Origin of the sequence: Streptomyces sp. NPDC088746, assembly GCF_044751065.1 — a bacterium.
Lineage (GTDB): Bacteria > Actinomycetota > Actinomycetes > Streptomycetales > Streptomycetaceae > Streptomyces.
Map to the genome: position 1 here is coordinate 227,779 of NZ_JBIVLA010000010.1, position 23,651 is coordinate 251,429.

A 23,651-nucleotide genomic window follows, 5' to 3' on the forward strand; every position below is an offset into this window, starting at 1 on the left:
ACTGCTGCTCGCCGGAGTCGGGGACGTACTCCGCGTGTGGGGCGAGGTGCGCGCGCTTCTGGCTGAGGGCAAGGAGAAGTCGCGCAGGACGACGTCCTGTCCGCGTGACGCCAGGGGGCGGCCCGTCAGTGGCCCGGTACCGACACGGGGCGGTCGGCATCCTCGACGACGCAGTGCGGTGGACCGCGTGGAAGTGGCTCAGGAGACCGAGGCGAGCGGACCGAAGGGCTCCGAAGAGTCTCGTTGAGACCGGAACGTCGAAGGGCTCCACCGCAAGCGGTGGGGCCCTTCAACGTATTGCCCGGTGAGAGCAATGGCGGAGGATGCGAGATTCGAACTCGTGAGGGGTTGCCCCCAACACGGATGGGCTGTTGGACGGCCCCGTACGTAGGCGAACGAGACCAGAACTGAGACCACGGATGGGCCGTCGGACACCTGCTGCGATCCGCTGTACCACTCAGGCCCGGCTGTGGGCCATGCACCACCGGGCCTCGGCCCGCCCGGAGGAGACTGTCCGCGCGTGCGTCGCCTGCCCCCTCGTGCCCAGCGCGCTACCGCGCCTTCGCGGGCCTTGATGGCAATACAGAACTGAGGCCGGAGGCCGGTCATACCTTCTTGACGACGATCGACTCCGGAACCAACCTCTCCAGGTCGTCCACATCCGAGGTGAAGACGGTGACCTGCCCCTTCTGCTGGCGCGCGATGACGGCGAGCATCGCGTCGATCGCGTACTTGTGGCCGTGCAGATTGGCATCCGCCAGCAGGCGGCGGGCCTGGCGGGCCTCGTCCTTCCCGATGTCAGCGACTTCGAGCCGGGAGAGTACCCAGTCCCAGCGCTGCTCCGTGGTTCTGCCGTCGTACGCCTCGACCAGCGTCATCGGAGACGTGACCACCTCGGCTTCACCCCGGGCTGCGAGGTCGAGCCACGCGATCATCTTCCGGTCGCCGCGTACGGCCAGGGACAGGGCTTCGCAGTCGAGTACGAAGACGCGTAGCGGCCGCTGCCCGGGTTCGCCGGACCGCTTCCTCACGCGGCTTCTCCGGCGCCGTGCGTTCCGGTGGCGCGCCGGCGCTCATGCTCGGCGTCGAGGCCCTCCAACTCCTCGAACGCTGTGGTGCGCTCTTCCTCGGTGAGAGGACCGTGTTCCTCCTGCAGCCAGTCCGACAGCTCCCGCAGTCGGTCCCGGTCGCGCTTGAAGCGCAGCGCCTCGGCGACGTACGCCGACATTCCCCGTTCTGCCGCCTCCGCACGGATCTCGTCCAAGAGATCCTCGGGAATCGTCACCGTTACCTTCTTCGTCGCCATATAAGCGACCATACTCTTGGTATCGCGCTCCTTACCAGTGCAATTCTCGTGACCGCCAGGTCGGCGGTCAGGCGGTCGTGGCGGGACGTGGGCTGCCGTAGAAGACCTGGCTGGCGTGCCAGGAACGGTGGGTGGCGGCGATAGGGCGGACGCCCGGCTGGGGGCCGATGAGCGAACGGCCGGCGAGCGCGATGACGTGCTCGCGGGCGGCGGTGCTGTGGCCGACGAAGCTCTGCGAGACCAGGATGCGGTGGCCCTTGCCATGGCCTTCGCCGAGACCGAGTACGCCTTTGTCGAACAGCTTGTGGTGCAGCGAGCACAGGCACAGCCCGTTCTCGACGTCGTCCGGTCCGTCGAACGCCCACCAGCGCACATGGGCGGCCTCAAGCCCGACCGGCACCGCGCCGATCCTGCCGTCGTACCCGCAGAAGGCGCACTGGTACTCGTACGCCGTCAGGACCATCTCCCGCATCCGCCGGTCCCGCTGCCTGCGCGCGGCCGAGAGCAGTGCGGTCTCGGCCTCCTCCAGCTCCAGGCCGACGGCTTCGCACAGCTCGCCGTGGAGGGAGGGCGGGAAGTTCAGATCGAGCAGCACCCGTGTCATCCGGCCGAGAAGAGACGGCTCCCGCCGCAGCGCCGCCCTTAGCTCCGGCGTCAGCCGCCCAGCGGCGCCGGTTGCGCGCAGTTCCCTGACCCCGGTCCCGGGGCTGCCCGGCCCGCGCTCGGTGCGCACCTCCCACACGCCGTCACTCACCATGTGATGGAAGGGATAGGCGGGCGTCGTCCGGTTACCAGGACCGTATTCGGCGAGCAGTCCCCGCAGGTCCTCCTCCACGGCGCTGTACCGCAGCTCGTCATCGGCGTCCTGCTGGAACCGGCTGAGCGCGTACAGGAACAGCAACGGCTTGTGCGGAGCCCGCGTCCCGCTCCTCGTCCACTGCCTCAACTGTGCGGTGCGCTCGACCCAGTCCATGGTCGGCGATCGTAGTGGCGGCTCGTCGCAGCGCTTGGTCGTGGGGCATCGCCGCAGTGGCCGGCCGAACACCGAGCCACGACGCGGATCCCGGCTACCCGGGCATGACGCCGTGGATGCGGGAGAGGGTGAAGACCCGTTCGTCGTCGCGCAGGTGGCACCACGCATACAGGTAGGGCGGGTCGAGCACGAGCTCGCTGAGGGTACGTACGGTTCGGTTGTTTGAGGCGGCGACGTACTCGACCGTGATGGCTGTGCCGGCGTCGATGGCATGGGCGAGACCCAGAATGGTGGATCGCGGGGGACGCTTGCGTCCTGAGTCGGCAGAAACCCGCTTCTGAGTGAAGGCGATGTCCTGTGACTCGCCCCGGCGACGGCAAGGCGAGACCAGAACTGAGAAGACCATCAACGTCGAAGGCCCCCGCAGCAAGCTGCGGGGGCCTTCGACGTATTGCCCGGTGAGAGCAATGGCGGAGGATACGAGATTCGAACTCGTGAGGGGTTGCCCCCAACACGCTTTCCAAGCGTGCGCCCTAGGCCACTAGGCGAATCCTCCGCCGCAAACAATACAAGACGTTGGAGGGTGCTCGCGAACACGTTCCCCGGAGATCGTTCCGGACCGGCCGTCGGGAGGGGTGGGGCCGGGGAGCGGGTGGACGGCAGGGGGTCGGGATCGGTTAAGGTGGGCGTCAGCCCCTCACGTGGCGCTATCTGACTGAACTCCCCCAGGGCCGGAAGGCAGCAAGGGTAGGTCGGCTCTGGCGGGTGCGTGGGGGGCCCTTGCGTGTCCGGGGTGTGGTGTCCCGCCGGGCGCCCGGTCCGGGGCGGGGCCGGTTGTCGGTCCGCCCCGATAACCTCGTATGTGTGTCGTCCCTTGCGCTGTACCGCCGCTATCGCCCCGAGTCCTTCGCCGAGGTCATCGGTCAGGAGCATGTCACTGACCCGTTGCAGCAGGCCCTGAGGAACAACCGGGTCAATCACGCGTATCTGTTCAGCGGGCCGCGTGGCTGTGGAAAGACGACCAGTGCGCGCATCCTGGCCCGCTGTCTGAACTGCGAGCAGGGGCCTACGCCGACTCCCTGCGGGGAGTGCCAGTCCTGCCGGGACCTCGCGCGCAACGGGCCGGGTTCGATCGACGTCATCGAGATCGACGCCGCATCGCACGGTGGCGTGGACGACGCCCGTGACCTGCGGGAGAAGGCGTTCTTCGGGCCCGCGTCGAGTCGGTACAAGATCTACATCATCGACGAGGCGCACATGGTCACCCCGGCCGGGTTCAACGCCCTGCTGAAGGTGGTCGAGGAGCCGCCGGAGCACCTCAAGTTCATCTTCGCGACCACCGAGCCCGAGAAGGTCATCGGCACGATCCGGTCGCGTACGCACCACTACCCCTTCCGGCTCGTGCCGCCCGGGACGCTGCGCGGATATCTCGCGGAGGTGTGTGCCAAGGAGAACAGTTCCGTCGAGGACGGTGTGCTGCCGCTCGTGGTGCGGGCCGGCGCGGGATCCGTGCGTGACTCGATGTCCGTCATGGACCAGCTGCTGGCCTCCGCCGCCGACGACGGTGTGACATACGCCATGGCGACCTCGCTCCTCGGCTACACGGACGGGTCCCTGCTGGACTCGATCGTGGACGCCTTCGCGGCGGGCGACGGGGCGGCGGCCTTCGAGGTCGTGGACCAGGTGATCGAGGGCGGCAACGACCCCCGGCGCTTCGTCGCGGACCTGCTGGAGCGGCTGCGTGACCTGGTGATCCTGGCCGCCGTGCCGGACGCCGGGGAGAAGGGGCTCATCGACGCCCCCGCCGATGTGGTGGAGCGGATGCAGGCCCAGGCGTCCGTCTTCGGCGCCGCGGAGCTGAGCCGCGCCGCCGACCTGGTCAACGAAGGGCTCACCGAGATGCGCGGGGCGACCTCGCCCCGGCTCCAGGTGGAGCTGATCTGTGCCCGGGTGCTGCTGCCCGCCGCCTTCGACGACGAGCGTTCGTTCCAGGCGCGGCTGGACAAGCTGGAGCGCGGCGCGTCCTTCGCCGCGGCCGGGCCGGGCCCCGCCATGGGGTACGTGCCCGGGCCCGAGGCCCATGGGGCCGGTGTCGGTATGCCCTCGGGAGGAGGCCCCGCCGCGGCCCGTGCGGCCGCCCGGGGCGAGGCGCCGGGCGTTGTCCCCGCCGACGCCCCCCGGGCCGCTCCCGCACCCGCGGCCGTCGAAGCCGCCGCTCCTCCAGTGGCACCGCAGGAAGCGCCTCCGGTCCACCAGGCTCCGGTCCACCAGGCTCCGGTCCACCAGGCTCCGGTCCACCAGGCTCCGGTCCACCAGGCTCCGGTCCACCAGACTGCGGCCCACCAGGCCCCGGCTCAGCAGGCCCCAGCTCCCGCGCCCGCCGGCCAGCGCCCCGGCGCCTGGCCCGCGGCGGCAGGAGCCGGCAGCGGCGGCGGTGCCGAAGCGGCGCGCCGGCCCGGCGGCTGGCCGACCGCCTCCGCGCCCGGAAGCGGCGTACCGCAGGCCCCGGCACCCGCCCAGGCGCCCGCCGCCCCGCCCCAGGCCCCGGCCGCCCCGGCGCCCGCGCCCGGCGGTGGTCAGGACATGGCGCAGGGCGCCGCCCAGGTGCGCACCATGTGGCCGGACATCCTGGAGGCCGTGAAGAACCGCCGCCGTTTCACCTGGATCCTGCTCAGCCAGAACGCCCAGGTCACCGGCTTCGACGGCGCCACCCTGCAGATCGGCTTCCTCAACGCCGGTGCCCGCGACACCTTCTCGAGCAGCGGCAGCGAAGAGGTGCTCAAGCAGGCTCTGGCCGAGCAGTTCAACGCCAAGTGGAAGGTCGACGCGGTCGTCGACCCGTCGGGCGGCGGCGGCCAGCCCGCGCAGAGCGGTGGCGGCGGTGGCGGCGGCAGGCCCCCGGCCGCCCCGTATCAGCCCCCGCCCGGGCCGTCGGCACCGTCGTACGAATCCCGGCCGGCCGCACCCGTCCAGCAGGCGCCGCCGCCCGCCCAGCAGCCCCCGGCGCAGCAGCACGCGCGCCCCGAGCAGTCGTCGTACGACCGTGGGGCTCCCGAGCCGCCGCGGTCGGTCGCGCCGGAGGACGACACCGCCGAGGCGGACGACCCCGACCTGGTCGACTCCGCGCTCTCCGGGCACGACCTGATCGTCCGCGAACTGGGCGCCACGGTCGTCGAGGAGTTCACCAACGAGTAGCGCGCCCCACGGCACGCGCCCCACGGGCACGCGCCCCACAGCCCGCACCCCACGTACCGGCCTCCGGTCCGTCCACGGAGCGGAGCCCGTCGAGCCGCCCGGTCCCCGGCGGCTAGGCTGCACCCCGTGAAGGTCCTCGTCATCGGCGGCGGCGCCCGCGAACACGCCCTGTGCCGCTCTCTCTCCCTCGACCCCGATGTCACCGCTCTGTACTGCGCCCCCGGCAACGCCGGAATCGCAGAGGTGGCCGAACTGCACCCGGTCGACGCACTCGACGGCGACGCCGTCGCGCGCCTCGCCACCGAGCTGGGCGCCGAGCTGGTGGTCGTCGGCCCGGAGGCACCGCTTGTCGCCGGTGTCGCCGACGCCGTGCGCGCGGCCGGCATCCCCTGCTTCGGCCCCTCGGGCGAAGCCGCCCGGCTGGAGGGCTCCAAGGCGTTCGCCAAGGACGTCATGGCCGGGGCCAACGTCCCGACCGCCCGCAGCTACGTCTGCACCACCCCCGCCGAGATCGACGAGGCCCTGGACGCCTTCGGCGCCCCGTACGTCGTGAAGGACGACGGTCTCGCGGCCGGCAAGGGCGTCGTCGTCACGGACGACGTCGAAGCCGCGCGGGCCCACGCCCTGGCCTGCGACCGCGTGGTCATCGAGGAGTTCCTCGACGGCCCCGAGGTCAGCCTCTTCGCGATCACCGACGGCACCACGGTGCTGCCGCTCCAGCCGGCCCAGGACTTCAAGCGCGCCCTGGACGGTGACGAGGGCCCGAACACCGGTGGCATGGGCGCGTACTCCCCGCTCCCGTGGGCCGACCCGAAGCTGGTCGACGAGGTCATGCGGACCGTCCTCCAGCCCACGGTCGACGAGCTCCGCCGCCGCGGTACGCCCTTCTCCGGGCTGCTGTACGCCGGCCTCGCGATCACCTCGCGCGGCGTGCGGGTCATCGAGTTCAACGCCCGCTTCGGCGACCCGGAGACCCAGGTGGTCCTCGCCCGCCTGAAGACGCCGCTCGCGGGGCTCCTGCTCGGTTCGGCCAACGGCACCCTGGACGTCGTGCCCGCGCTGAAGTGGCACGACGACGCCGCCGTCACCGTGGTCATCGCCTCGCACAACTACCCGGGCACGCCCCGCACGGGTGACCCGATCGAGGGCCTCGCCGATGTGGTGGCGCAGGATGCGCCGCACGCGTTCGTCCTGCACGCCGGCACCCGGCAGGAGGGCGACGCGGTGGTCAGCGCCGGAGGGCGCGTGCTGTCCGTGACGGCGACCGGCAAGGACCTCACGCAGGCACGGGAGCGTGCCTACGCCGCCGTGGGCCGGATCCGGCTCGACGGCTCCCAGCACCGCACGGACATCGCCCGTAAGGCCGCCGAAGAGGCCTGAGGACCGTCCGACCCTGTGCCCGGCCCTTCACGGAGGCGCCGGGCACAGGCGTGTCAGGGGCGTCCTGACGGGGCCGCCGTATCACCGAACGCCTGGGCACCGGCACGTCAGCAGCTTTACCCAAAGCCATTCCATCGGGTGACGGCTCGGCCATCCGGATGACGCCCGCCGAGGCCCCAACTAGGGTGCGGCGCAAGCGTTCCGGCACTTGGCCCACCGGCATTGCGATGTCAGTGACGGGTGCCACAGTGGGGGAGTGACCAACACCGTCGCGGGGGCAGAGGGGGTGACGTCCAGCCGTGTCCGGTACCGGTTCGGTTGAGGAGCTGGGTGCGCACGCAGCGCGGGCCAGGGCAATGGCCCTGCTGCGCATCCGGAGCAGAGCCACGGCCCTGGCGATCCTGCCCGCGGCCGCGGCCGTCGTGCTGCTCGTCGCGGTCGCCCAGGGACGCATCGGCCCGGGCGTGTGGTCCACGGTCAGCTGGGCGGTGGCGGCCTGCGCCGTCGTGGTCCTGCTGGTCGCCGCGGCGGTCGCCGTGGCGGTGGCGCGCGCCAGGCCCGCCGTCAGTCCGACCGTGCCTCTCACCGAGGCGGCGGCCCCCGATCTCTACCGGCTGGTCAGGGACCTCGCCGACCGGCTCGACGTCCCGGCTCCGTCGGCCATAGCGCTGACCCCCGACTGCGACAGCTGGCTGGAGGACCGTACGCACCCCGCCGCACAGCCGAAGGGGCCGGCGGGGTCCCGGCGTGGCCGCCGGGTCCCGGCGGCGCCCGTGCTGGTGATCGGCTCCCCCTTCCTGTGGTGGATGAGGGTGGCCGAGCTCCGGGCGGTTCTCGCCCCGGTCGTCGCGGGCACCGGGCCGTCCGCCCACCCCGACATAGCCGCCGCCCGCCGTTTCGTCCGCGGCCTGGACGCCGCGGTCGCGGACGCCACCGTGCCCGGTCAGGGGCGCGTACGCAGGATTCCCGCGGCCTTCGTGGGATGGGTCGCCAAGGTGCTGCTGCGTGGCTGTCGGGGTCATGCGGCGGAGATGGAGCGTTGCGTCGCCGCCGCCGCGTCGGGCCGCGCCCAGGAGGTGGACTACGGGCTGCGGATCGTCGCCCAGGAGCAGGTGGGCCTGGCCTACGCGGGCTGGGACCGGCTGCTGACCCGTGTCGCGCTGCCCGCCTGGCGGATGGGGCGCTGGCCCTCCCGGCTCGACGCCGGTGTCGTCTCCGCGCTCACGGAGCTCTCCCGGCGCGACCGGCTGGCGGAGGACTTCACCTCCCGGCTGGGGGAGCGCCCCGCCTGCGATCTCATCGAGGAGCCCGGTGCGGCCGACGAGGCGGCCTCCCTGCTGGCCGCCCGGCTCTTCCACGGAGGGCCGGCCGAGCCCGGGCCGGGCTGGTCCCCGGTCGACTGGCAGCAGTATCCGGAAGAGGTGGTGGACCGGAAATGGCGTACGGAGGCCGCCCGCCTGCACCGGGTGCTCGACGCCATGGGAGTGGCCACCAGCGTCTCCGTGGGGGCCCCGGACACGGCGGCCCACGGCTCGGCGGTGCCCACACTGGCGCGTGTGATCGACCACCTCGCCACACCGGGCGCGGACAGCGAGGCTCTCGCGGCCGGGATCGGTGCCGCGGTCGCCCGCGACGAGGAGAAGGCGGCCCCGCGGCCCAGGACCGACGGGAGCGGCTCCCCGGCCGGCGGCACGCAGGCCGCGGCGGACACCGGCCCCCTCGACCTCTGGGGGCCCGTCCCGCTCCCGCTCTTCCCCCTCCAGCCGCCCCGTACGGGCACGGAGCTGCTCGCCGACCACGTCGTGGCGATGGTCTGCTGCGCCGCCGTGGACACGGCGGGGGCCGCGCCCGGACTCGACTGGCTCGACGGCCCCGCGCTGCTGGTCGACGGCGGCCGCAGGTCGGACCTCGGCGCCCCCGTCTCCAGCCTCGTCGAGGACGGGGACGCGGAGCCGCTGCTCTCCTGGCTCACGGCGGTAGGGGTGCGCACCGACAAACCCGTACGCCTGGGCTGAGAGGTGCGCCTGTGTCGACGGCCGCCCGAGTTGCACGGTCGTCCGTCCACTTAGGTGGCGAAATGCCTGAAGTATCCCCCCGATACCCGGAAGATCGGGCTCCGCTCACGTCAATTCGCGACGAACGGTAACGGAGTGCGTGCGTAATGTGATGTGCTGGGGGACGGCGCCGGGACCCGGCGCGGCAGACATGTCGGGGGACGAGGGAGGGGAGCGGGATGGGGGCGGAGCAGATCCGGCGATGGGAATCGGGTGCCCTCGCGCATGCCGTGAGCGACCCCTTCGGGCAGGGCCCGCTGCCCTGGCTGCGAGGAAGTGAGAACTACTTCGACGACACCGGCCAGGTCGTCCCCTGGTACGCCGACCCCGAGCTCGGCCGCGGCGGTACCGGCGGCGGCACGCGGACGGCCGACGACGTGCACCAGCAGATCAAGGGGTTCGTGTCCCCCGGCGCCGCGGCACCCGGCGAGGCGATCGACTTCCACATCACGGTGGACCCGCCCCAGCAGTTCTCCGTCGACGTCTACCGCATCGGGCACTACGCGGGTGACGGCGCCGCCAAGATCACCACCAGCCCGCGTCTCTCCGGCATCGTCCAGCCGGCACCGCTGACCGCCGAGCGGACGGTCTCCTGCCATCACTGGTGGCTCTCCTGGCGGCTCCAGATCCCCAGCTACTGGTCGGTCGGGGCGTACGTCGCCGTGCTCACCACCGCCGACGGTCACCGCTCGCACGTCCCCTTCACGGTCCGCGACGACCACCCCGCGGACCTGCTGCTCCTGCTGCCGGACGTCACCTGGCAGGCCTACAACCTCTATCCGGAGGACGGCCGCACCGGCGCGAGCCTGTACCACGCGTGGGACGAGCGGGGCCGGCTGCTGGGCGAGGAGGACGCCGCCGTCACCATCTCCTTCGACCGCCCCTACGCGGGCGCCGGGCTGCCTCTCCACGTCGGCCACGCCTACGACTTCATCCGCTGGGCCGAGCGTTACGGCTACGACCTCGCGTACGCCGACGCCCGCGACCTGCACGCCGGACGCGTGGACCCCGGCCGTTACCGGGGCCTGGTCTTCCCCGGCCACGACGAGTACTGGTCGGTGCCGATGCGCCGCACCGCCGAGCTGGCCAGGGACACCGGCACCTCGCTCGTCTTCCTCTCGGCCAACACCATGTACTGGCAGGTCGGCCTGGGCCCGTCCCCCTCCGGTGTTCCCGACCGCCTGCTCACCTGCCGCAAGCGCCGCGGCCCGGGAAAGCCCGCGCTGTGGCGAGAGGTCGACCGCCCCGAACAGCAGCTGCTCGGCATCCAGTACGCGGGCCGGGTCCCCGATCCGCACCCGCTGGTCGTGCGGAACGCGAGCCACTGGCTCTGGGAGGCCACCGGCGCGGCCGAGGGCGACGAGATCGACGGGCTGGTCGCCGGTGAGGCCGACCGCTACTTCCCGCGTACGGCGTTGCCCGAGCACGAGAGCCGCATGCTGCTCGCACACTCCCCGTATGCCGACGGCGAGGGGGCGACGCGGCACCAGGAGACCTCGCTGTACCGCGCCCCGTCGGGCGCGCTCGTCTTCGCCTCGGGCACCTTCGCCTGGTCCCCGGCCCTGGACCGGCCGGGCCACGTCGACTCCCGTATCCAGCGGGCCACGGCCAACCTGCTCGACCGGATCTGCAAGCGGGACTGAGAAGCGGAACCCGTCGTCCGTCCGCCCCGCGAGCTCCTGCTCCGGCCCCTGGGCGGCCCCGCCCTGTCCACGGGGCGACCCCTGGCGGCGCGGCTCCCCGGCATGCGGGACAATCGGAACGACTCCTGGATCAACCTACGCGGAGGCAGCGTGTCCGGTTTCGTAGAAAAGCCCGAGCCCGTGCAGGTGCCGGGGCTCACCCACCTGCACACCGGCAAGGTGCGCGACCTGTACCGGAACGAGGCGGGTGACCTCGTGATGGTCGCCAGTGACCGTATGTCCGCGTACGACTGGGTCCTGCCCACCGAGATCCCGGACAAGGGCCGTGTGCTCACCCAGCTGTCGCTGTGGTGGTTCGACCAGCTCGCCGATCTCGTCCCCAACCATGTGCTGTCGACGGAGCTTCCGCCCGGCGCCCCCGCCGACTGGGCCGGCCGGACCCTGATCTGCCGCTCGCTGCGGATGGTCCCGGTCGAGTGTGTGGCGCGTGGCTATCTGACGGGCTCCGGTCTGACGGAGTACAACGCCACCCGGACCGTCTGCGGTCTCGGTCTGCCCGAGGGCCTGGTCGACGGCTCCGAGCTCCCGGGGCCGATCTTCACCCCGGCCACGAAGGCCGCGGTCGGCGATCACGACGAGAACGTGTCGTACGAGGAGGTCGCCCGCGAGGTCGGCCCCGAGACGGCGGCCGTGCTGCGCCGGACGACGCTGGACGTCTACGGCCGCGCCCGGGACATCGCCCGTGAGCGCGGGATCATCCTCGCCGACACGAAGTTCGAGTTCGGCTTCGCGCCGACCGCGGACGGCGGCGAGGAGCTGATCCTCGCGGACGAGGTGCTGACGCCCGACTCCTCCCGTTTCTGGCCGGCCGAGAGCTGGGAGCCGGGCAAGGCGCAGCCTTCGTACGACAAGCAGTTCGTGCGTGACTGGCTGACCTCGCCGGCCTCCGGCTGGGACCGCCACGGCGAGCAGCCGCCCCCGCCGCTGCCGCAGGAGATCGTCGACGCGACCCGCGCCAAGTACATCGACGCGTACGAGCTCCTGACCGGCACGAGTTGGCCGGCCCAGGGCGTGTGACAGCAGAAGGCCCCGGTCGCGATGACCGGGGCCTTCTTGTGCGGAGCGGACGACCAGGTTCGAACTGGCGACCTCAACCTTGGCAAGGTTGCGCTCTACCAACTGAGCTACGTCCGCGTGCGCCGAAGCGCGGTGCCTACTATACCCAACCTCTCTGCCGTGCGAGACGCACTGCCGCATGACGGTTCTCCGCCCCGAGTTTGGAGACGGCCGCCGACAGGTAGTTGCGCACGGTGCCCTGTGACAGCGACGCCCGCTCCGCGATCTCCGCGACCGGTGCGCCGTCCGCCGCGAGCTCCAGCACCTCCGCCTCCCGCGCGGTCAGGGGCGAGTCCCCGGCGGAGATCGCGTCGGCCGCCAACTCCGGGTCCACATAACGGTTTCCGGCGTGCACCGTGCGGATTATCTCGGCCAGCCGCCGGGCGCTGACCGTCTTCGGGACGAACGCCCGGACGCCCGCCGCCAGAGCGCGTTTCAGGTGCCCGGGCCGACCGTGACTCGTCACGATCATGGTCTTGCAGCCGGGCAGTCCGGTCCGCAGCGATGTGGCGACCTTCACACCGTCGGCGCCCGGCATCTCCAGGTCCAGGACTGCCACATCGGGCCGGTGGGCCATCGCCATGGCGAGCGCCTCCGGCCCGGTCGCCGCCTCGGCGACCAGGACGATGTCGTCCTCCAGGGCGAGGAGAGCGGCCAGCGCGCCCCGGATCAGGTGCTCGTCGTCGGCGAGCAGGACGCGGACGGGGTCCGGTGCGGGTGTCATCTCAACTCCAGCGGGGAGGGTGCGGTGTTCCGTGGCGAGGGCAGCGGGACAGTCGCGGTCAGATGGAACCGCCCGTCACCCGTCGGCCCCGCCTCCAGCGAACCGCCGACCGCGGCCAGCCGTTCCCGGAGCCCGTGGAGTCCTGAGCCGCCGCCGGGGACGACGGCCTTGTCCGGTGTCACACCGTCGTTCGCCACCACCAGACGGACCCCGTCCCGCGCGGTCTCCAGCCGGATGTCGCACCACTGCGGATCGCCGTGCCGCAGCACGTTGGTGGCCCCCTCGCGTACGGCCCAGCCGAGCGCCGACCGCACGGGGGAGGGGAGCTGCCCGCCGTCGCCGTGGACGGCGCACTCGATTCCCGCGGCCCGCAAGACCCCCTGGGCTCCCAGCAGTTCCGTACGGAGATCGGCCTCCCGGTAGCCCCGTACGACGTCCCGGACCTCCTGCTGGGAGGCGCGGGCGATGCGCTGCACCTCGACCATCTGGTCCGTCGCGGCGGGCTTCCCGCGCTGCGCCAGCTCGACCGCGAGCTCGCTCTTCAGTGCGATGACCGCCAGATTCCGGCCCAGCACGTCGTGCATGTCCCGCCCGAACCGCAGCCGCTCCTCGGCGACCGCCAGCCGGGTCTCGATGTCCCGGGCGTCGCGGAGCTTCTGCATGATGCCGAGCGTCCATGCGGAGAGGCGCACGGTGGAGCAGATCAGCAGACCGCCGAAGCCCACGCCTGTCAGGGTGGCCAGGGCGAAGGAACCGGTGCCTCCGGCCAGCAGGGCGCCGCCGCTCATGCCGGCCGCCACCACCGCGATGCACACAGTGGACGCCCACACCGGGACGGCGAGGACGAACGGCGTCAGGAACGGCCACGCAACCGCCCCCAGGGCCACCGGCAGCTCGGGGTAGGTCTCGGTGCCGGCGTAACCGCCGAGCGCCAGCAGGCTTGCCGCGTTCACGAGGAACAGGGTGGCCGCCAGGGCCATCGGGCGTCGTCCGACGCCCCTGCGGCCGAGGTAGCCGTCGAGGGCCCGGGAGACCAGCGGCACCGAGCAGACGCCCTGCGCGATCACGGTCAGGACGGTGAGTGCGATCAGGGCGGCGGGTGCGTCGGAGAGCCGGACCGGGCGCGTCACCGACAGGAGCGCCACGCACACGACCATTCCCCAGACCATGGAGTGCATGGTGCCCCGCGTGTAGAGATCGATCTTGTCGAAGCCCTCACGCCGCTGCCAGCCGCGCACCTGTGTCCGTACCCACACGGTCTCGCTCCCCCTCGTTCCCCGTGGACCTCTCGCTCAAGACTTCCGCAGGATCACTGCCGCGAGCAGTGCGCATTGTCATCGCTGCTCATGACAAACGTCATGGGTCGATAACCGGAAACGCCAAAGGCCCCGGTCGATATCGACCGGGGCCTTTGAATCAAGAGCGGACGACCAGGTTCGAACTGGCGACCTCAACCTTGGCAAGGTTGCGCTCTACCAACTGAGCTACGTCCGCATTGCCGCCACTCGGCTTTCACCGGTGGAGCGCTCACCACTCTACCTGATCCACTCAGTGGTCCGGTAAGGCAGTGCAGAGCGGGTGACAGGAATTGCACACTGCGCCTTCCCCCTGGAAGGGGGATGTTCTACTACTGAACTACACCCGCACGCTGCGTCGGACCCGGCCTTTCGGCCTTGCCCTTCGGCGTGCTCCAGACTCTAGCCGACCTGCAGGGGTGTTGTGCAAGTCGGCTCCCCGAGGTGGCGCACCGGGGTCCGGCGGAGGCCGGAGCGGAATGGAGCATTCCGGGCGCCGCCTCAACTGGCCGCGTCGAACGCCTCGTAGACCTTCTTGGGGATCCGGCCGCGGGCCGGCACCTCCATCCGGTGCGAGCGGGCCCAGGCGCGCACGGCCGCGGGGTCCGGCGCGAGCGACGTGTGGTGGTACGACACCGGAGCCTTGCCGCGCTTGCCGGTATTTGTCTGCTTTCGGCCTGCCGCGACGTACGGGGCCAGCGACTTACGCAGTTTCTTTGCATTGGCGGGATTGAGGTCGATCTCGTACGACTTCCCGTCCAGGGCGAAGGTGACCGTTTCCGCCGCTTCTCCCCCGTCGATGTCGTCGGAGAGTGTGACCACGACGCGCTGAGCCACGGATATCGGTCCTTTCCTACGGCATCGGCGCGCCTGACATGCGCTGATGCCGGCCTTCCGGCGGCTGGGCGGATACGGATCGACGGCTGTCGACTGTTCCGGGGCAATCGTGCTTTCCCCGGTATTCATTTGTACAGCGGTGGGAGCCGCATTGTGAAGCCCGGCCAATTGCGTCCGCGTGTTGCCGTCGTGTGTCCGCGTGCAATCCGGGTGAAGATTTTTTCCAGGATTTTTCCCGGCTGTTGTCGCCTCCGATATCTCGTCGTGATCAGGGCAGCCCGATATCTACCCGCGTAGAATTTCGGGCCAGGTACGCTGAGAGGACCCGCGGGGATCTGGGGAACCCCTCGGAGACACAGCCGCACCACACCACCGGGAGTGCCAGTGGCACGCGTCGTAGTCGACGTCATGCTCAAGCCGGAGATCCTCGACCCGCAGGGACAGGCTGTGCAGCGCGCACTGCCCCGTCTCGGCTTCGACGGAATCGCGGACGTTCGTCAGGGAAAGCGTTTCGAGCTCGAGGTCGAGGGGCCGGTCGACGATGCCGCCCTCGCCCGTATTAACGAGTTGGCCGAGACCTTCCTCGCCAACACCGTCATCGAGGACTTCACCGTCAAGGTGGAGGAGGAGAAGTGACCACCCGTATCGGCGTCGTCACTTTTCCCGGCACGCTCGACGACCAGGACAGCCTGCGGGCCGTGCGGATCGCGGGTGGAGAACCCGTATCCCTCTGGCACCGCGACAAGGACCTCCACCAGGTCGACGCGGTCATCCTGGCGGGCGGATTCAGTTACGGCGACTATCTGCGCGCCGGCGCCATCTCGCGTTTCTCGCCGGTGATGGAGACCGTCATCGAGCAGGCGAAGGCCGGCATGCCGGTCCTGGGTATCTGCAACGGTTTCCAGATCCTGACCGAGGCACACCTGCTGCCCGGCGCGATGCTGCGCAACAACGACCTCCACTTCATCTGCCGCGACCAGAAGCTGCGGGTGGAGAACGCGGAGACCGCCTGGACCACGGACTACTCGGCGGGCCAGGAGATCTCCGTACCGCTGAAGAACGTGGACGGCCGGTACACCGCCGACGAGCGCACGCTCGACGAGCTGGAGGCCGAGGGCCGCGTCGCCTTCCGTTACGCCGACGTCAACCCGAACGGCTCGCTGCGCGACATCGCCGGCATCACCAACGCCGCGGGCAACGTCGTCGGTCTGATGCCGCACCCGGAGCACGCCGTCGAGCCGCTGATCGGTACCGGTCGCACCGACGGTCTGGGTTTCTTCACCTCGATCATCAAGAAGCTGGTCAACGCATGAGCCTGGACACGGTCAAGCACGCGGCCGAAACCCCGGACGCCGGGCAGCCCTGGAAGGAGCTCGGCCTCAAGGAGGACGAGTACGCCCGGATCCGCGAGATCCTGGGCCGCCGTCCCACCGGCGCCGAGCTCGCCATGTACTCCGTGATGTGGTCCGAGCACTGCTCGTACAAGAGCAGCAAGGTCCACCTCAAGCAGTTCGGCGAGAAGGTCCCCGCCAACGACGCGATGCTCGTCGGCATCGGTGAGAACGCCGGTGTGGTCGACGTCGGCCAGGGTTACGCGGTCACCTTCAAGGTCGAGTCGCACAACCACCCCTCGTACATCGAGCCCTACCAGGGCGCGGCCACCGGCGTCGGCGGCATCGTCCGCGACATCCTGGCCATGGGTGCCCGGCCGATCGCGGTCGTCGACCCGCTGCGCTTCGGTGCGGCCGACCACCCCGACACCCGCCGGGTCCTGCCGGGCATCGTCGCGGGCATCGGCGGCTACGGGAACTGCCTCGGCCTGCCGAACATCGGCGGCGAGGTCGTCTTCGACGCCTGTTACCAGGGCAACCCGCTCGTCAACGCCGGCTGCATCGGCGTGATGAAGCACGAGGACATCCACCTCGCCCAGGCCTCCGGCCCCGGCAACAAGGTGATCCTCTACGGCGCCCGCACCGGTGGCGACGGCATCGGCGGCGTCTCCGTGCTGGCCTCGGAGACCTTTGACGACACCAAGCCCACCAAGCGCCCCGCCGTCCAGGTCGGCGACCCGTTCCAGGAGAAGCTCCTCATCGAGTGCACCCTGGAGATCTTCAAGGAGAAGCTCGTCGCGGGCATCCAGGACCTCGGCGGCGCCGGGCTCTCCTGCGCCACGAGCGAGCTGGCCTCCGCGGGCTCCGGCGGTATGCGCGTCGAGCTGGACACCGTGCCGCTGCGCGACTCCTCCCTCTCGCCCGAGGAAATCCTCATGAGCGAGTCGCAGGAGCGCATGTGCGCGATCGTCGAGCCGCAGCACGTGGACCGCTTCATGGAGATCTGCGAGAAGTGGGACGTCATCGCCACCGTCATCGGTGAGGTGACCGAGGGCACGCAGCTGGAGATCTTCTGGCACGGCGAGCAGATCGTGGACGTACCGCCGCGGTCCGTGGCCCACGAGGGCCCGACCTACCACCGGCCGTTCGCCCGCCCCTCCTGGCAGGACGCCCTCCAGGCCGACGACGCCGGGAAGCTGGCCCGTCCGGCGAACGGCGCGGAGCTGCGCGAGCAGGTCCTCAAGCTGGTCGGCTCCCCGAACCAGGCCTCCAAGTCCTGGATCACCGACCAGTACGACCGCTTCGTGCAGGGCAACACCGTGCTGGCGATGCCCGAGGACGCCGGCATGGTCCGGATCGACGAGAAGTCGAACCTGGGCGTCGCCATGGCGACCGACGGCAACGGCCGTTACGCCAAGCTCGACCCGTACACGGGCGCGCAGCTCGCGCTGGCCGAGTCCTACCGCAACGTCGCCGCGTCCGGCGCCAAGCCGCTCGCCATCTCCGACTGCCTGAACTTCGGTTCGCCCGAGGACCCGGATGTCATGTGGCAGTTCGCCGAGGCCACCCGTGGTCTCGCGGACGGCTGCCTGGAGCTGGGCACCCCGGTCACCGGCGGCAACGTCTCGCTGTACAACCAGACCGGTGAGACGGCGATCCACCCGACGCCGGTCGTGGCCGTCCTCGGTGTGATCGACGACGTCACCCGGCGCACGCCGGTCGCCTTCGCCGAAGAGGGCCAGCTGCTCTACCTCCTGGGCGAGACCCGGGAGGAGTTCGGCGGCTCGGCCTGGTCCGAGGTCGTCCACCAGCACCTCGGCGGCATGCCGCCGAAGGTCGACCTGGGCCGCGAGAAGCTGCTCGGCGAGATCCTGATCTCGGCCTCCCGAGACGGCATGATCGACGCGGCGCACGACCTCTCCGACGGCGGTCTGATCCAGGCGGTCACCGAGTCCTGCCTGCGTGGCGGGAAGGGTGCCCGGCTGGTGGTCCCGGACGGCCTGGACGCGTTCACCTTCCTGTTCTCGGAGTCGGCCGGCCGTGCGGTCGTCTCGATCCCGCGCAGCGAGGAGCTCCGCTTCAACGACATGTGCGGTGCGCGGGGTCTGCCCGTCGCCCGGATCGGTGTCGTGGACGGCGAGGAGATCGAGATCCAGGGCGAGTTCAGCATCCCGCTGAGCGAGCTGCGCACCGCGCACGAGGGGACCCTGGAGGGTCTGTTCGCCTAGGTTCCGCCTGTACCGAAGCCCCCGTCCGGGTCGACCGGGCGGGGGCTTCGGCATTCCTGCCGTACCCGTTGATCGAGATTACGTAATTACGTAAGGTGGAAGCCATGGAGCTGGAGGAGCGCGTCGCCGAGCTGGAGCGGCGCCTCGCGGTGCTGGAGTCGGCTGCCGGGAGCGAGAAGCCGGAGCTGGGCGTCGGGGACTTCTGGGCGCTGGACGGGCTGAAGGAACAGCTCGGCCAGGTCGGGGACGCGGCGGCCGACGGCGGGGTGCTGTTCACGGGCGCGGTGAAGCTGCCGGCCGGCGAGCGGTACGAGTGGCAGTACGGCGCGCTCACCGTGGGCCTCCTGGGGAGCACGGACGAGGACCGTCCCGACTGGGCGGAAGCCGCCGAACCCCTGGCGGCGCTGGGCCATCCGGTCCGGCTGCGGCTGCTCCGCGAGATCCTCGGCGGCCGCCGCACGGCCGCCGAACTGGCCGAGCTCGACGACACGGGCACGACCGGCCAGATCTACCACCATCTGCGCCTGCTGACCGGCGCGGGCTGGCTGCACACGACGGGCCGCGGGCGTTACGAGGTGCCCGGCGCCCGGGTGGTGCCGCTGCTGGTGGTGCTCACGGCCGCCCGGCCCTGAGACCTGTACGCCGAGACCGAGGGGGGCCTCATGTCCGCACGTAAGGCCGCGATGGTCACGTACCGCTGCTGCTGGCTCGTGTTCGTCGCGCTGGTGCTGGCCGGACTCTTCGCCGAGCCGCTGGTGCCCTTCGGGCTGACCTTCGTGCCCGCGGGGGCCGCGATCCTCATCGGGCTCCTGATGGGCCGCCGCAGCGCAGAGGATCTGGCGAAGGACCGGCCGGCCGTCGAGGTGGGGCCACCGGTGACCGGGCGCTGGACCGCGGTCAACAGCCCGGCCGACAAGGTCCCCAGCCACGGCACCCACGGCTACGGGCAGACGTACGCGATCGACATCGTCGCCGAACCGGAGGAGGGCGGCCGGCCCCCCTTCCGGTGGCTGTGGCCCGTCGCCCGGCCCAACCGCGACTTCCCGGCCTTCGACGCCCCGCTCGTCGCGGTGGCGGACGGCACGGTCGTGCACGCGAGCGACGGCCAGCGCGACCACCTCAGCCGGAACTCCGGCCCCGCCCTGGCGTATCTGATGCTGGTGGAGGCATCTGTACGTGACATGACCGGCGCCCACAGGATCGTCGGCAACCACGTCGTGCTCGACCTCGGCGACGGGACGTACGCCGCGTACGCGCACGTCCGGAACGGCTCCCTCCAGGTGAAGGCGGGGGACACCGTCCGGGAGGGGCAGGTGCTGGCCCGCTGCGGGAACTCCGGCAACTCCACCGAGCCGCATGTGCACTTCCAGCTGATGGACCACCCGGATCTCGACGTGGCGCGGGGTATCCCCTTCACCTGGCGGGGCGTCGGCGTACCGGCCAACGGCGAGGCGTTCACGGCCGAGGGGACTGTCGGTACCGGCTGATAGCTTGGCGAACGTAAGCGGGGGACCGTACGGGGGGCGACGGTGGACGATCGGGACGGTGCGCAGCAGGACGGCGTCGTACGGGAGTGGCCCGACCGCGGACCCTGGGGCAACGCCTTCAACAAGCGCTGGAAGCCCTGTTCCGGGCGTACGTCGACGACGCCACCGGGCGCCGCGGCTGCACGGACGTCGTCCGTCCCGACGCGGCGGACTTCGCGCGGAACTGAGTCCGGCGGTGCACGGGTCCGCTGTCGGCCCCGCCGGTTAGTCTCGCCCCTATGCCACCGGCCAAGAAGCGCCCCCGCGCCTACGACATGTCCCGGACCAGGACCGCGGTCCTGGCCCAGTTCGCCCACGTCCAGGACGCCCTCCGCACGCTGACGCCGCAGCAGTTGGCCCTGCCCGGGCTGGGGGAGTGGACCGTGCGTGAGCTCATGGCGCACATGACCACGGCGCTGGAGCGGGTCAGCCGGTCGATGGAACTGCCGGAGCCGGCCGGTGGGCCCAAGCCGGAGATCGCCCTGCTGGAGTGGCCCTTCTCCACCGCGGGGAACGCCGCGGGAATCGCCGACCACACCCGGGACCTCGCCGAGGCCCACCCCGACCTCGGCGCGCTGTACGAGCGGACGGCCGCCCGGTTCGCCGAGCTGGTGCCCGACGGCGCCGGCGACCGGCTGGTGACGACCCGGGCGGGCACGATGCGGCTGGGCGACTTCCTGGTGACCCGTACCGCCGAACTCGTCGTCCACACCGATGATCTCCACCGGGCGACCGGCCTCGACATCCCGTACGACCGGCAGGCGCTCGCCGCCTGCACCCGGCTGCTCGCCGACGCGCTCGCGGACAAGGCGCCCGGCGGCTCCGTCGAGGTGCGCGTCCCGCCCTTCGCCGTCGTCCAGTGCATCGGCGGCCCCAAGCACACCCGGGGCACGCCGCCCAACGTCGTGGAGACGGACCCGCTCACCTGGATCCGGCTGGCCACCGGACGTACGCGGTGGGCGGACGCGCTCGAAGCGGCGCAGGTCAGCGCCAGTGGTGAGCGGGCCGACCTCGCCCCGCTGCTGCCTCTGATGGGCTGAGGGGAACCGGATCGGCCGGTCGATCCGTCCCATGGCCATGCGCAAACAACGTATGGCTGTCAGCGCCGTTGTCGTCCTGGCCACCTTCACCCTTGCCGCCTGCGGCACGGAGTCGGGCTCCGGAGCGGGTTCCGGGGACTCCGGGGACGGCAGCGGCACCGTACGGACGGGCCCATCCCTGACCGGTGTCCACTGGAACGTGTCCTCCCTGACCGTCGGCGGGAAGAAGACCACCGCCCCCGCGGGTGCCCATGTCGAGATCGGCCCCGACGGCAAGGCCACCGGCAGTCTGGGCTGCAACCGCTTCACCGCCGACGTCCAGGTCGAGGGCGACAAGGTGACCGTCGGGCCGAACACGACCACGGAGATGGGGTGCGAGGAGGATGTCCAGCAGTTCGAGAAGGCGATGGGCCGTGCCTTCAGCGGCGAGCTCAAGGCCGCGGTGGCGGACCGGAGCGGCGGGAAGGCCTTGACCCTGACCACCGCGCAGGGCGACTCCATCGCCCTCAGCTCCGAGCCGCCGGCTCCGCTCACCGGCACCACCTGGAAGGTCACCGGACTCGTGTCCGGCAGTGTCGTCACCTCCCTGCCCGCCGGTACGGAGAAGAAGGCGCATCTCACCTTCGGCAAGGACGGCTCGGTGGAGGGGAACCTCGGCTGCAACTCCTTCCACGGAAAGGCGGCGGTCTCCGGCTCCACCCTCACCTTCGGTCCGCTCGCCTCCACCCGGAAGATGTGCGCGGGCCCGGAGATGGAGCTGGAGCGCGCGCTGCAGGGTGTGCTGGAGGGGAGGACGACGTACGAGATCGATCACCGCTCCCTGTCGATCGAGGGCAAGGGCGGCAAGGGGCTCGACGCCGCCGCCCCGGCGGCCGAGGACTGACCGGCCGGGGCTCGTCCGTCCGGAACCGATGCCTCAGGAACCGGTCGGATACGGGAGCAGACCGGAGTCCGTCCTCTCCCACGACGCCCGCAGCGCCGCCAGCCGCTCCGGCTCGGCCGCCCCACGGTCGGCCTGTTCGCGCTGGTCGTCGGCCAGGTTGAAGAGCTGGTCGGTTCCGCTCTTCCCCCTGTAGTACTTCCAGTCGCCGCGCCGCAGCGCCCGCTCACCGCGCACCCGCCAGAACAGGTCGCGCTCCTTCGGGGTCTCGTCGCGCAGCAGATATCCCGCGAGGCTGACGCCGTCCAGCGGGTGGGCGGGGTCCGGCCGTGCTCCGCCGAGCTCCAGCAGGGTCGCCGTCCAGTCGGGCGAGAACACCGGGAGATCGCTGACCTGGTGACCGTCGATCCGGGCGGGCCAGCGCAGCACCGAGGGCACGCGGATGCCGCCCTCCTGGAGGGAGCTCTTGTTGCCGGACAGCGGCCAGTTGTAGGAGAACCGCTCGCCGCCGTTGTCGCTGGCGAAGAAGACCAGGGTGTCCTCCTCCTGCCCCGACCGCTTCAGCGCCTTCAGCACCTCGCCGACGGAGCGGTCCAGGTCCTCGACCATCTCCGTGTACTTCTCGACCGAGCCGCCGTCGGCGTTCCACAGGGCGCGTCCCTCGCCGGCCTTGATCCGGCGGACGATCTCGGCACTGGCCTCCGTGTCGCCGTCGGCGATCCACGGCCAGTGCGGGGTGGTGAAGTTCAGATTGAGAAGCCACGGCTTGTCGTGGTCGCGCTGGACGTACTCGCTCGCCCGCTCCGTCAGGATCCGGGTGTAGTAGCGCAGGTCCTTGTATTCGGCATCGCCTTCGTACAGGTCGTACTCGCCGCCCTGTCCGAGCTTGGAGTAGTACTCCAGGGCCCCGCCGAAGTTGCCGAAGAACTCGTCCCAGCCCGACTTGGTCGGGCTGTAGTCCGGCAGGAACCCGCAGTGCCACTTGCCGATCAGCGCGGTCGCGTAACCGGCGCCGCGCAGCAGGGAGGCCAGCGTCGGGTGGGTGGGCTCCAGCCCCACGGACCGGTCGGCGATGGGCTCCGCGAGCCCGCCCTTCGTACGCCCCGGATAGCGGCCCGTGTAGAGGCTGAACCGGGTGGGTGAGCAGGTGGCGGAACCGGAGTAGGCGTCCGTGAACCGCACGCCCTGCCGCCCGAGCCTGTCCAGGTTGGGGGTGCGGATGTGCGGAGCGCCGTACGAGGAGAGGTCCGCCCAGCCGAGGTCGTCGCCGAGGATGAACAGGATGTTGGGGCGGCGCGAGTGCTTGCCGCGGGCGGCGCGGAACGGCCGCTCCCGCGTCACGCCGTCGGACGCGGTCCCGGAGGCGGCGGCCGCCGGGGCGGTGGCCTGTATCCCGACGGCGGCGGTCGCGGCGGTCGCGCCCACGGCGGTGGTGAAGGCGCGTCGGCTCAGCGGTGAGTTGGCAGGCTCATTCGAATCTGTATTCGAATTACGAGACGTCATGAGGGCTCCAGGGCGGGGCCCGCGCGCCGGTGGGGGAGGGGCGGCGTGCGAGGGGGCGGGTGCGGTGATCCGTCGGAAAGGGTGCGCGGGCGGGCGTACCCGGGCATGACGGGGCAGAGCGTGAGAAGGGGGGAAACGCGTGCACATGTGCCGGAGTCCGGGGCGTGAGTCCTACGGGAGGCTCCGGGGGTGCGGCAGGCTCAGGCGCAGCGACAGATGGCGCTCGCGACACGTCCCAGATCGACGTGGCGGCGCTCCACGAGCGTGACCGAGTGATCACCGAGGGGCTGCATGGGCAAGGAGCCTGCCCAACGGGCCATGAGCCTGTCAACGGTGATCTCGCACTGCGGACACTGTCCCCATGAGCCGCCGGACGCGGTCGGCGGGGCCCGGCCGGGCCCGCGCGGTGTGAGGCTCACCACGAAACGAGCGTTCGGCCACCGTCCGCTTCGCGGGCAGTCCCGGCTCACCGAGCGCCACGAGGGAGGCGGCGCCGACGCGGAACGGCCGAGCCCCCCGACTCGTCGGTAACAGCCGTCCATCCCGGGCATCGGCGGCCTCGGGGCGCTCTGGGGCCGGGGTGGAGGCGGAGCGCCGAGAGGGTCGTGTTCACCCGGAGT

22 protein-coding genes, 4 tRNA genes and 1 other RNA gene are annotated in these 23,651 nt (G+C 71.3%); 14 read left to right on the top strand and 13 right to left on the bottom strand.

All coding sequences use genetic code 11. From position 1 onward, the window contains the following. Nucleotides 1–605: 605 nt before the first annotated feature. From ACIP63_RS33995 to ACIP63_RS34015, 5 genes are all read right to left on the bottom strand, one after another. Nucleotides 606–1,031, bottom strand: a complete 426-nt coding sequence (locus ACIP63_RS33995; RefSeq protein ID WP_401523636.1) for a type II toxin-antitoxin system VapC family toxin — start codon at nucleotides 1,029–1,031, stop codon at nucleotides 606–608. Beyond that, nucleotides 1,028–1,306: a CopG family transcriptional regulator gene (locus tag ACIP63_RS34000; protein ID WP_173314244.1), complete on the bottom strand. Its 279-nt coding sequence runs from the start codon at nucleotides 1,304–1,306 to the stop codon at nucleotides 1,028–1,030. Before ACIP63_RS34000 ends, ACIP63_RS33995 begins: the two co-directional genes overlap by 4 nt. Before the next feature lie 67 nt (nucleotides 1,307–1,373). Next, complete coding sequence (locus tag ACIP63_RS34005) at nucleotides 1,374–2,279, bottom strand: phosphorothioated DNA-binding restriction endonuclease (protein WP_401523641.1); 906 nt, start codon at nucleotides 2,277–2,279, stop codon at nucleotides 1,374–1,376. 94 nt (nucleotides 2,280–2,373) lie between these two features. After that, complete coding sequence (locus ACIP63_RS34010; protein ID WP_401523644.1) at nucleotides 2,374–2,685, bottom strand: WYL domain-containing protein; 312 nt, start codon at nucleotides 2,683–2,685, stop codon at nucleotides 2,374–2,376. Nucleotides 2,686–2,747: 62 nt separating this feature from the next. After that, nucleotides 2,748–2,835, bottom strand: a tRNA-Ser gene (locus tag ACIP63_RS34015). A gap of 132 nt (nucleotides 2,836–2,967) precedes the next feature. Here ACIP63_RS34015 and ffs point away from each other — a divergent pair. The 6 genes from ffs (at nucleotide 2,968) to ACIP63_RS34045 (ending at nucleotide 11,628) form a co-directional block, all read left to right on the top strand. Then, nucleotides 2,968–3,064, top strand: an RNA gene (gene ffs, locus ACIP63_RS34020) — signal recognition particle sRNA small type. A 79-nt stretch (nucleotides 3,065–3,143) separates the two neighbouring features. Further along, entirely contained in the window at nucleotides 3,144–5,474 is a 2,331-nt protein-coding gene (locus ACIP63_RS34025; protein ID WP_401523647.1) for a DNA polymerase III subunit gamma and tau, read from the top strand. Nucleotides 5,475–5,600: 126 nt separating this feature from the next. Continuing rightward, complete coding sequence (purD, locus tag ACIP63_RS34030) at nucleotides 5,601–6,854, top strand: phosphoribosylamine--glycine ligase (protein WP_401523649.1); 1,254 nt, start codon at nucleotides 5,601–5,603, stop codon at nucleotides 6,852–6,854. 299 nt (nucleotides 6,855–7,153) lie between these two features. Beyond that, complete coding sequence (locus ACIP63_RS34035) at nucleotides 7,154–8,869, top strand: hypothetical protein (protein WP_401523651.1); 1,716 nt, start codon at nucleotides 7,154–7,156, stop codon at nucleotides 8,867–8,869. A gap of 218 nt (nucleotides 8,870–9,087) precedes the next feature. After that, on the top strand, nucleotides 9,088–10,551 hold the full coding sequence (locus tag ACIP63_RS34040) for a N,N-dimethylformamidase beta subunit family domain-containing protein (RefSeq protein ID WP_401523653.1): 1,464 nt from the start codon (nucleotides 9,088–9,090) through the stop codon (nucleotides 10,549–10,551). 150 nt (nucleotides 10,552–10,701) lie between these two features. Then, nucleotides 10,702–11,628 (top strand): phosphoribosylaminoimidazolesuccinocarboxamide synthase, encoded by a 927-nt coding sequence (locus tag ACIP63_RS34045; RefSeq protein WP_401523655.1) that lies wholly within the window; start codon nucleotides 10,702–10,704, stop codon nucleotides 11,626–11,628. Nucleotides 11,629–11,672: 44 nt separating this feature from the next. Here the strand turns inward: ACIP63_RS34045 and ACIP63_RS34050 are convergent. The 6 genes from ACIP63_RS34050 to ACIP63_RS34075 form a co-directional block, all read right to left on the bottom strand. Continuing rightward, nucleotides 11,673–11,745, bottom strand: a tRNA-Gly gene (locus ACIP63_RS34050). 22 nt (nucleotides 11,746–11,767) lie between these two features. Beyond that, nucleotides 11,768–12,391, bottom strand: coding sequence for a response regulator (locus tag ACIP63_RS34055; RefSeq protein WP_401523658.1), 624 nt, complete (start codon nucleotides 12,389–12,391; stop codon nucleotides 11,768–11,770). After that, the gene (locus ACIP63_RS34060; RefSeq protein WP_401523660.1) at nucleotides 12,388–13,647 is read right to left on the bottom strand and encodes a sensor histidine kinase; all 1,260 of its coding nucleotides are present in this window, start codon (nucleotides 13,645–13,647) and stop codon (nucleotides 12,388–12,390) included. The genes ACIP63_RS34055 and ACIP63_RS34060 overlap by 4 nt, the downstream gene beginning before the upstream one ends. 165 nt (nucleotides 13,648–13,812) lie before the next feature. After that, nucleotides 13,813–13,885 (bottom strand) — tRNA-Gly (locus ACIP63_RS34065). 79 nt (nucleotides 13,886–13,964) lie between these two features. Further along, nucleotides 13,965–14,036 (bottom strand) — tRNA-Gly (locus ACIP63_RS34070). A 151-nt stretch (nucleotides 14,037–14,187) separates the two neighbouring features. Next, the gene (locus ACIP63_RS34075; protein ID WP_401523663.1) at nucleotides 14,188–14,523 is read right to left on the bottom strand and encodes an Lsr2 family protein; all 336 of its coding nucleotides are present in this window, start codon (nucleotides 14,521–14,523) and stop codon (nucleotides 14,188–14,190) included. A gap of 384 nt (nucleotides 14,524–14,907) precedes the next feature. Here ACIP63_RS34075 and purS point away from each other — a divergent pair, with 384 nt between their 5' ends. From purS to ACIP63_RS34115, 8 genes are all read left to right on the top strand, one after another. Further along, entirely contained in the window at nucleotides 14,908–15,159 is a 252-nt protein-coding gene (gene purS / locus ACIP63_RS34080) for a phosphoribosylformylglycinamidine synthase subunit PurS (RefSeq protein WP_031097355.1), read from the top strand. Continuing rightward, nucleotides 15,156–15,836, top strand: a complete 681-nt coding sequence (gene purQ / locus ACIP63_RS34085) for a phosphoribosylformylglycinamidine synthase subunit PurQ (RefSeq protein WP_401523664.1) — start codon at nucleotides 15,156–15,158, stop codon at nucleotides 15,834–15,836. Before purS ends, purQ begins: the two co-directional genes overlap by 4 nt. Then, a complete protein-coding gene (purL, locus tag ACIP63_RS34090) occupies nucleotides 15,833–18,082 on the top strand; it encodes a phosphoribosylformylglycinamidine synthase subunit PurL (protein ID WP_401523667.1) in 2,250 nt (749 codons plus the stop codon). Before purQ ends, purL begins: the two co-directional genes overlap by 4 nt. Before the next feature lie 104 nt (nucleotides 18,083–18,186). Then, nucleotides 18,187–18,714 (top strand): helix-turn-helix domain-containing protein, encoded by a 528-nt coding sequence (locus tag ACIP63_RS34095; RefSeq protein WP_362936123.1) that lies wholly within the window; start codon nucleotides 18,187–18,189, stop codon nucleotides 18,712–18,714. A gap of 30 nt (nucleotides 18,715–18,744) precedes the next feature. Continuing rightward, nucleotides 18,745–19,569 carry a M23 family metallopeptidase gene (locus ACIP63_RS34100; protein WP_401523670.1) on the top strand — a complete coding sequence of 275 codons (825 nt, stop codon included), beginning with the start codon at nucleotides 18,745–18,747 and terminating at the stop codon, nucleotides 19,567–19,569. An 86-nt stretch (nucleotides 19,570–19,655) separates the two neighbouring features. Further along, entirely contained in the window at nucleotides 19,656–19,796 is a 141-nt protein-coding gene (locus tag ACIP63_RS34105) for a hypothetical protein (protein WP_401523673.1), read from the top strand. A gap of 51 nt (nucleotides 19,797–19,847) precedes the next feature. After that, nucleotides 19,848–20,648, top strand: a complete 801-nt coding sequence (locus ACIP63_RS34110; protein WP_401523676.1) for a sterol carrier family protein — start codon at nucleotides 19,848–19,850, stop codon at nucleotides 20,646–20,648. 37 nt (nucleotides 20,649–20,685) lie between these two features. Continuing rightward, entirely contained in the window at nucleotides 20,686–21,531 is an 846-nt protein-coding gene (locus ACIP63_RS34115; protein ID WP_401523679.1) for an META domain-containing protein, read from the top strand. Nucleotides 21,532–21,564: 33 nt separating this feature from the next. On the opposite strand, the gene ACIP63_RS34120 is transcribed toward ACIP63_RS34115, so the two are convergent. Together ACIP63_RS34120 and ACIP63_RS34125 are read right to left on the bottom strand one after the other, a co-directional pair. Next, nucleotides 21,565–23,031: a sulfatase-like hydrolase/transferase gene (locus ACIP63_RS34120; protein WP_401523682.1), complete on the bottom strand. Its 1,467-nt coding sequence runs from the start codon at nucleotides 23,029–23,031 to the stop codon at nucleotides 21,565–21,567. A gap of 200 nt (nucleotides 23,032–23,231) precedes the next feature. Further along, entirely contained in the window at nucleotides 23,232–23,582 is a 351-nt protein-coding gene (locus ACIP63_RS34125) for a putative leader peptide (protein WP_401523684.1), read from the bottom strand. Between the last annotated feature and the right edge of the window lie 69 nt (nucleotides 23,583–23,651).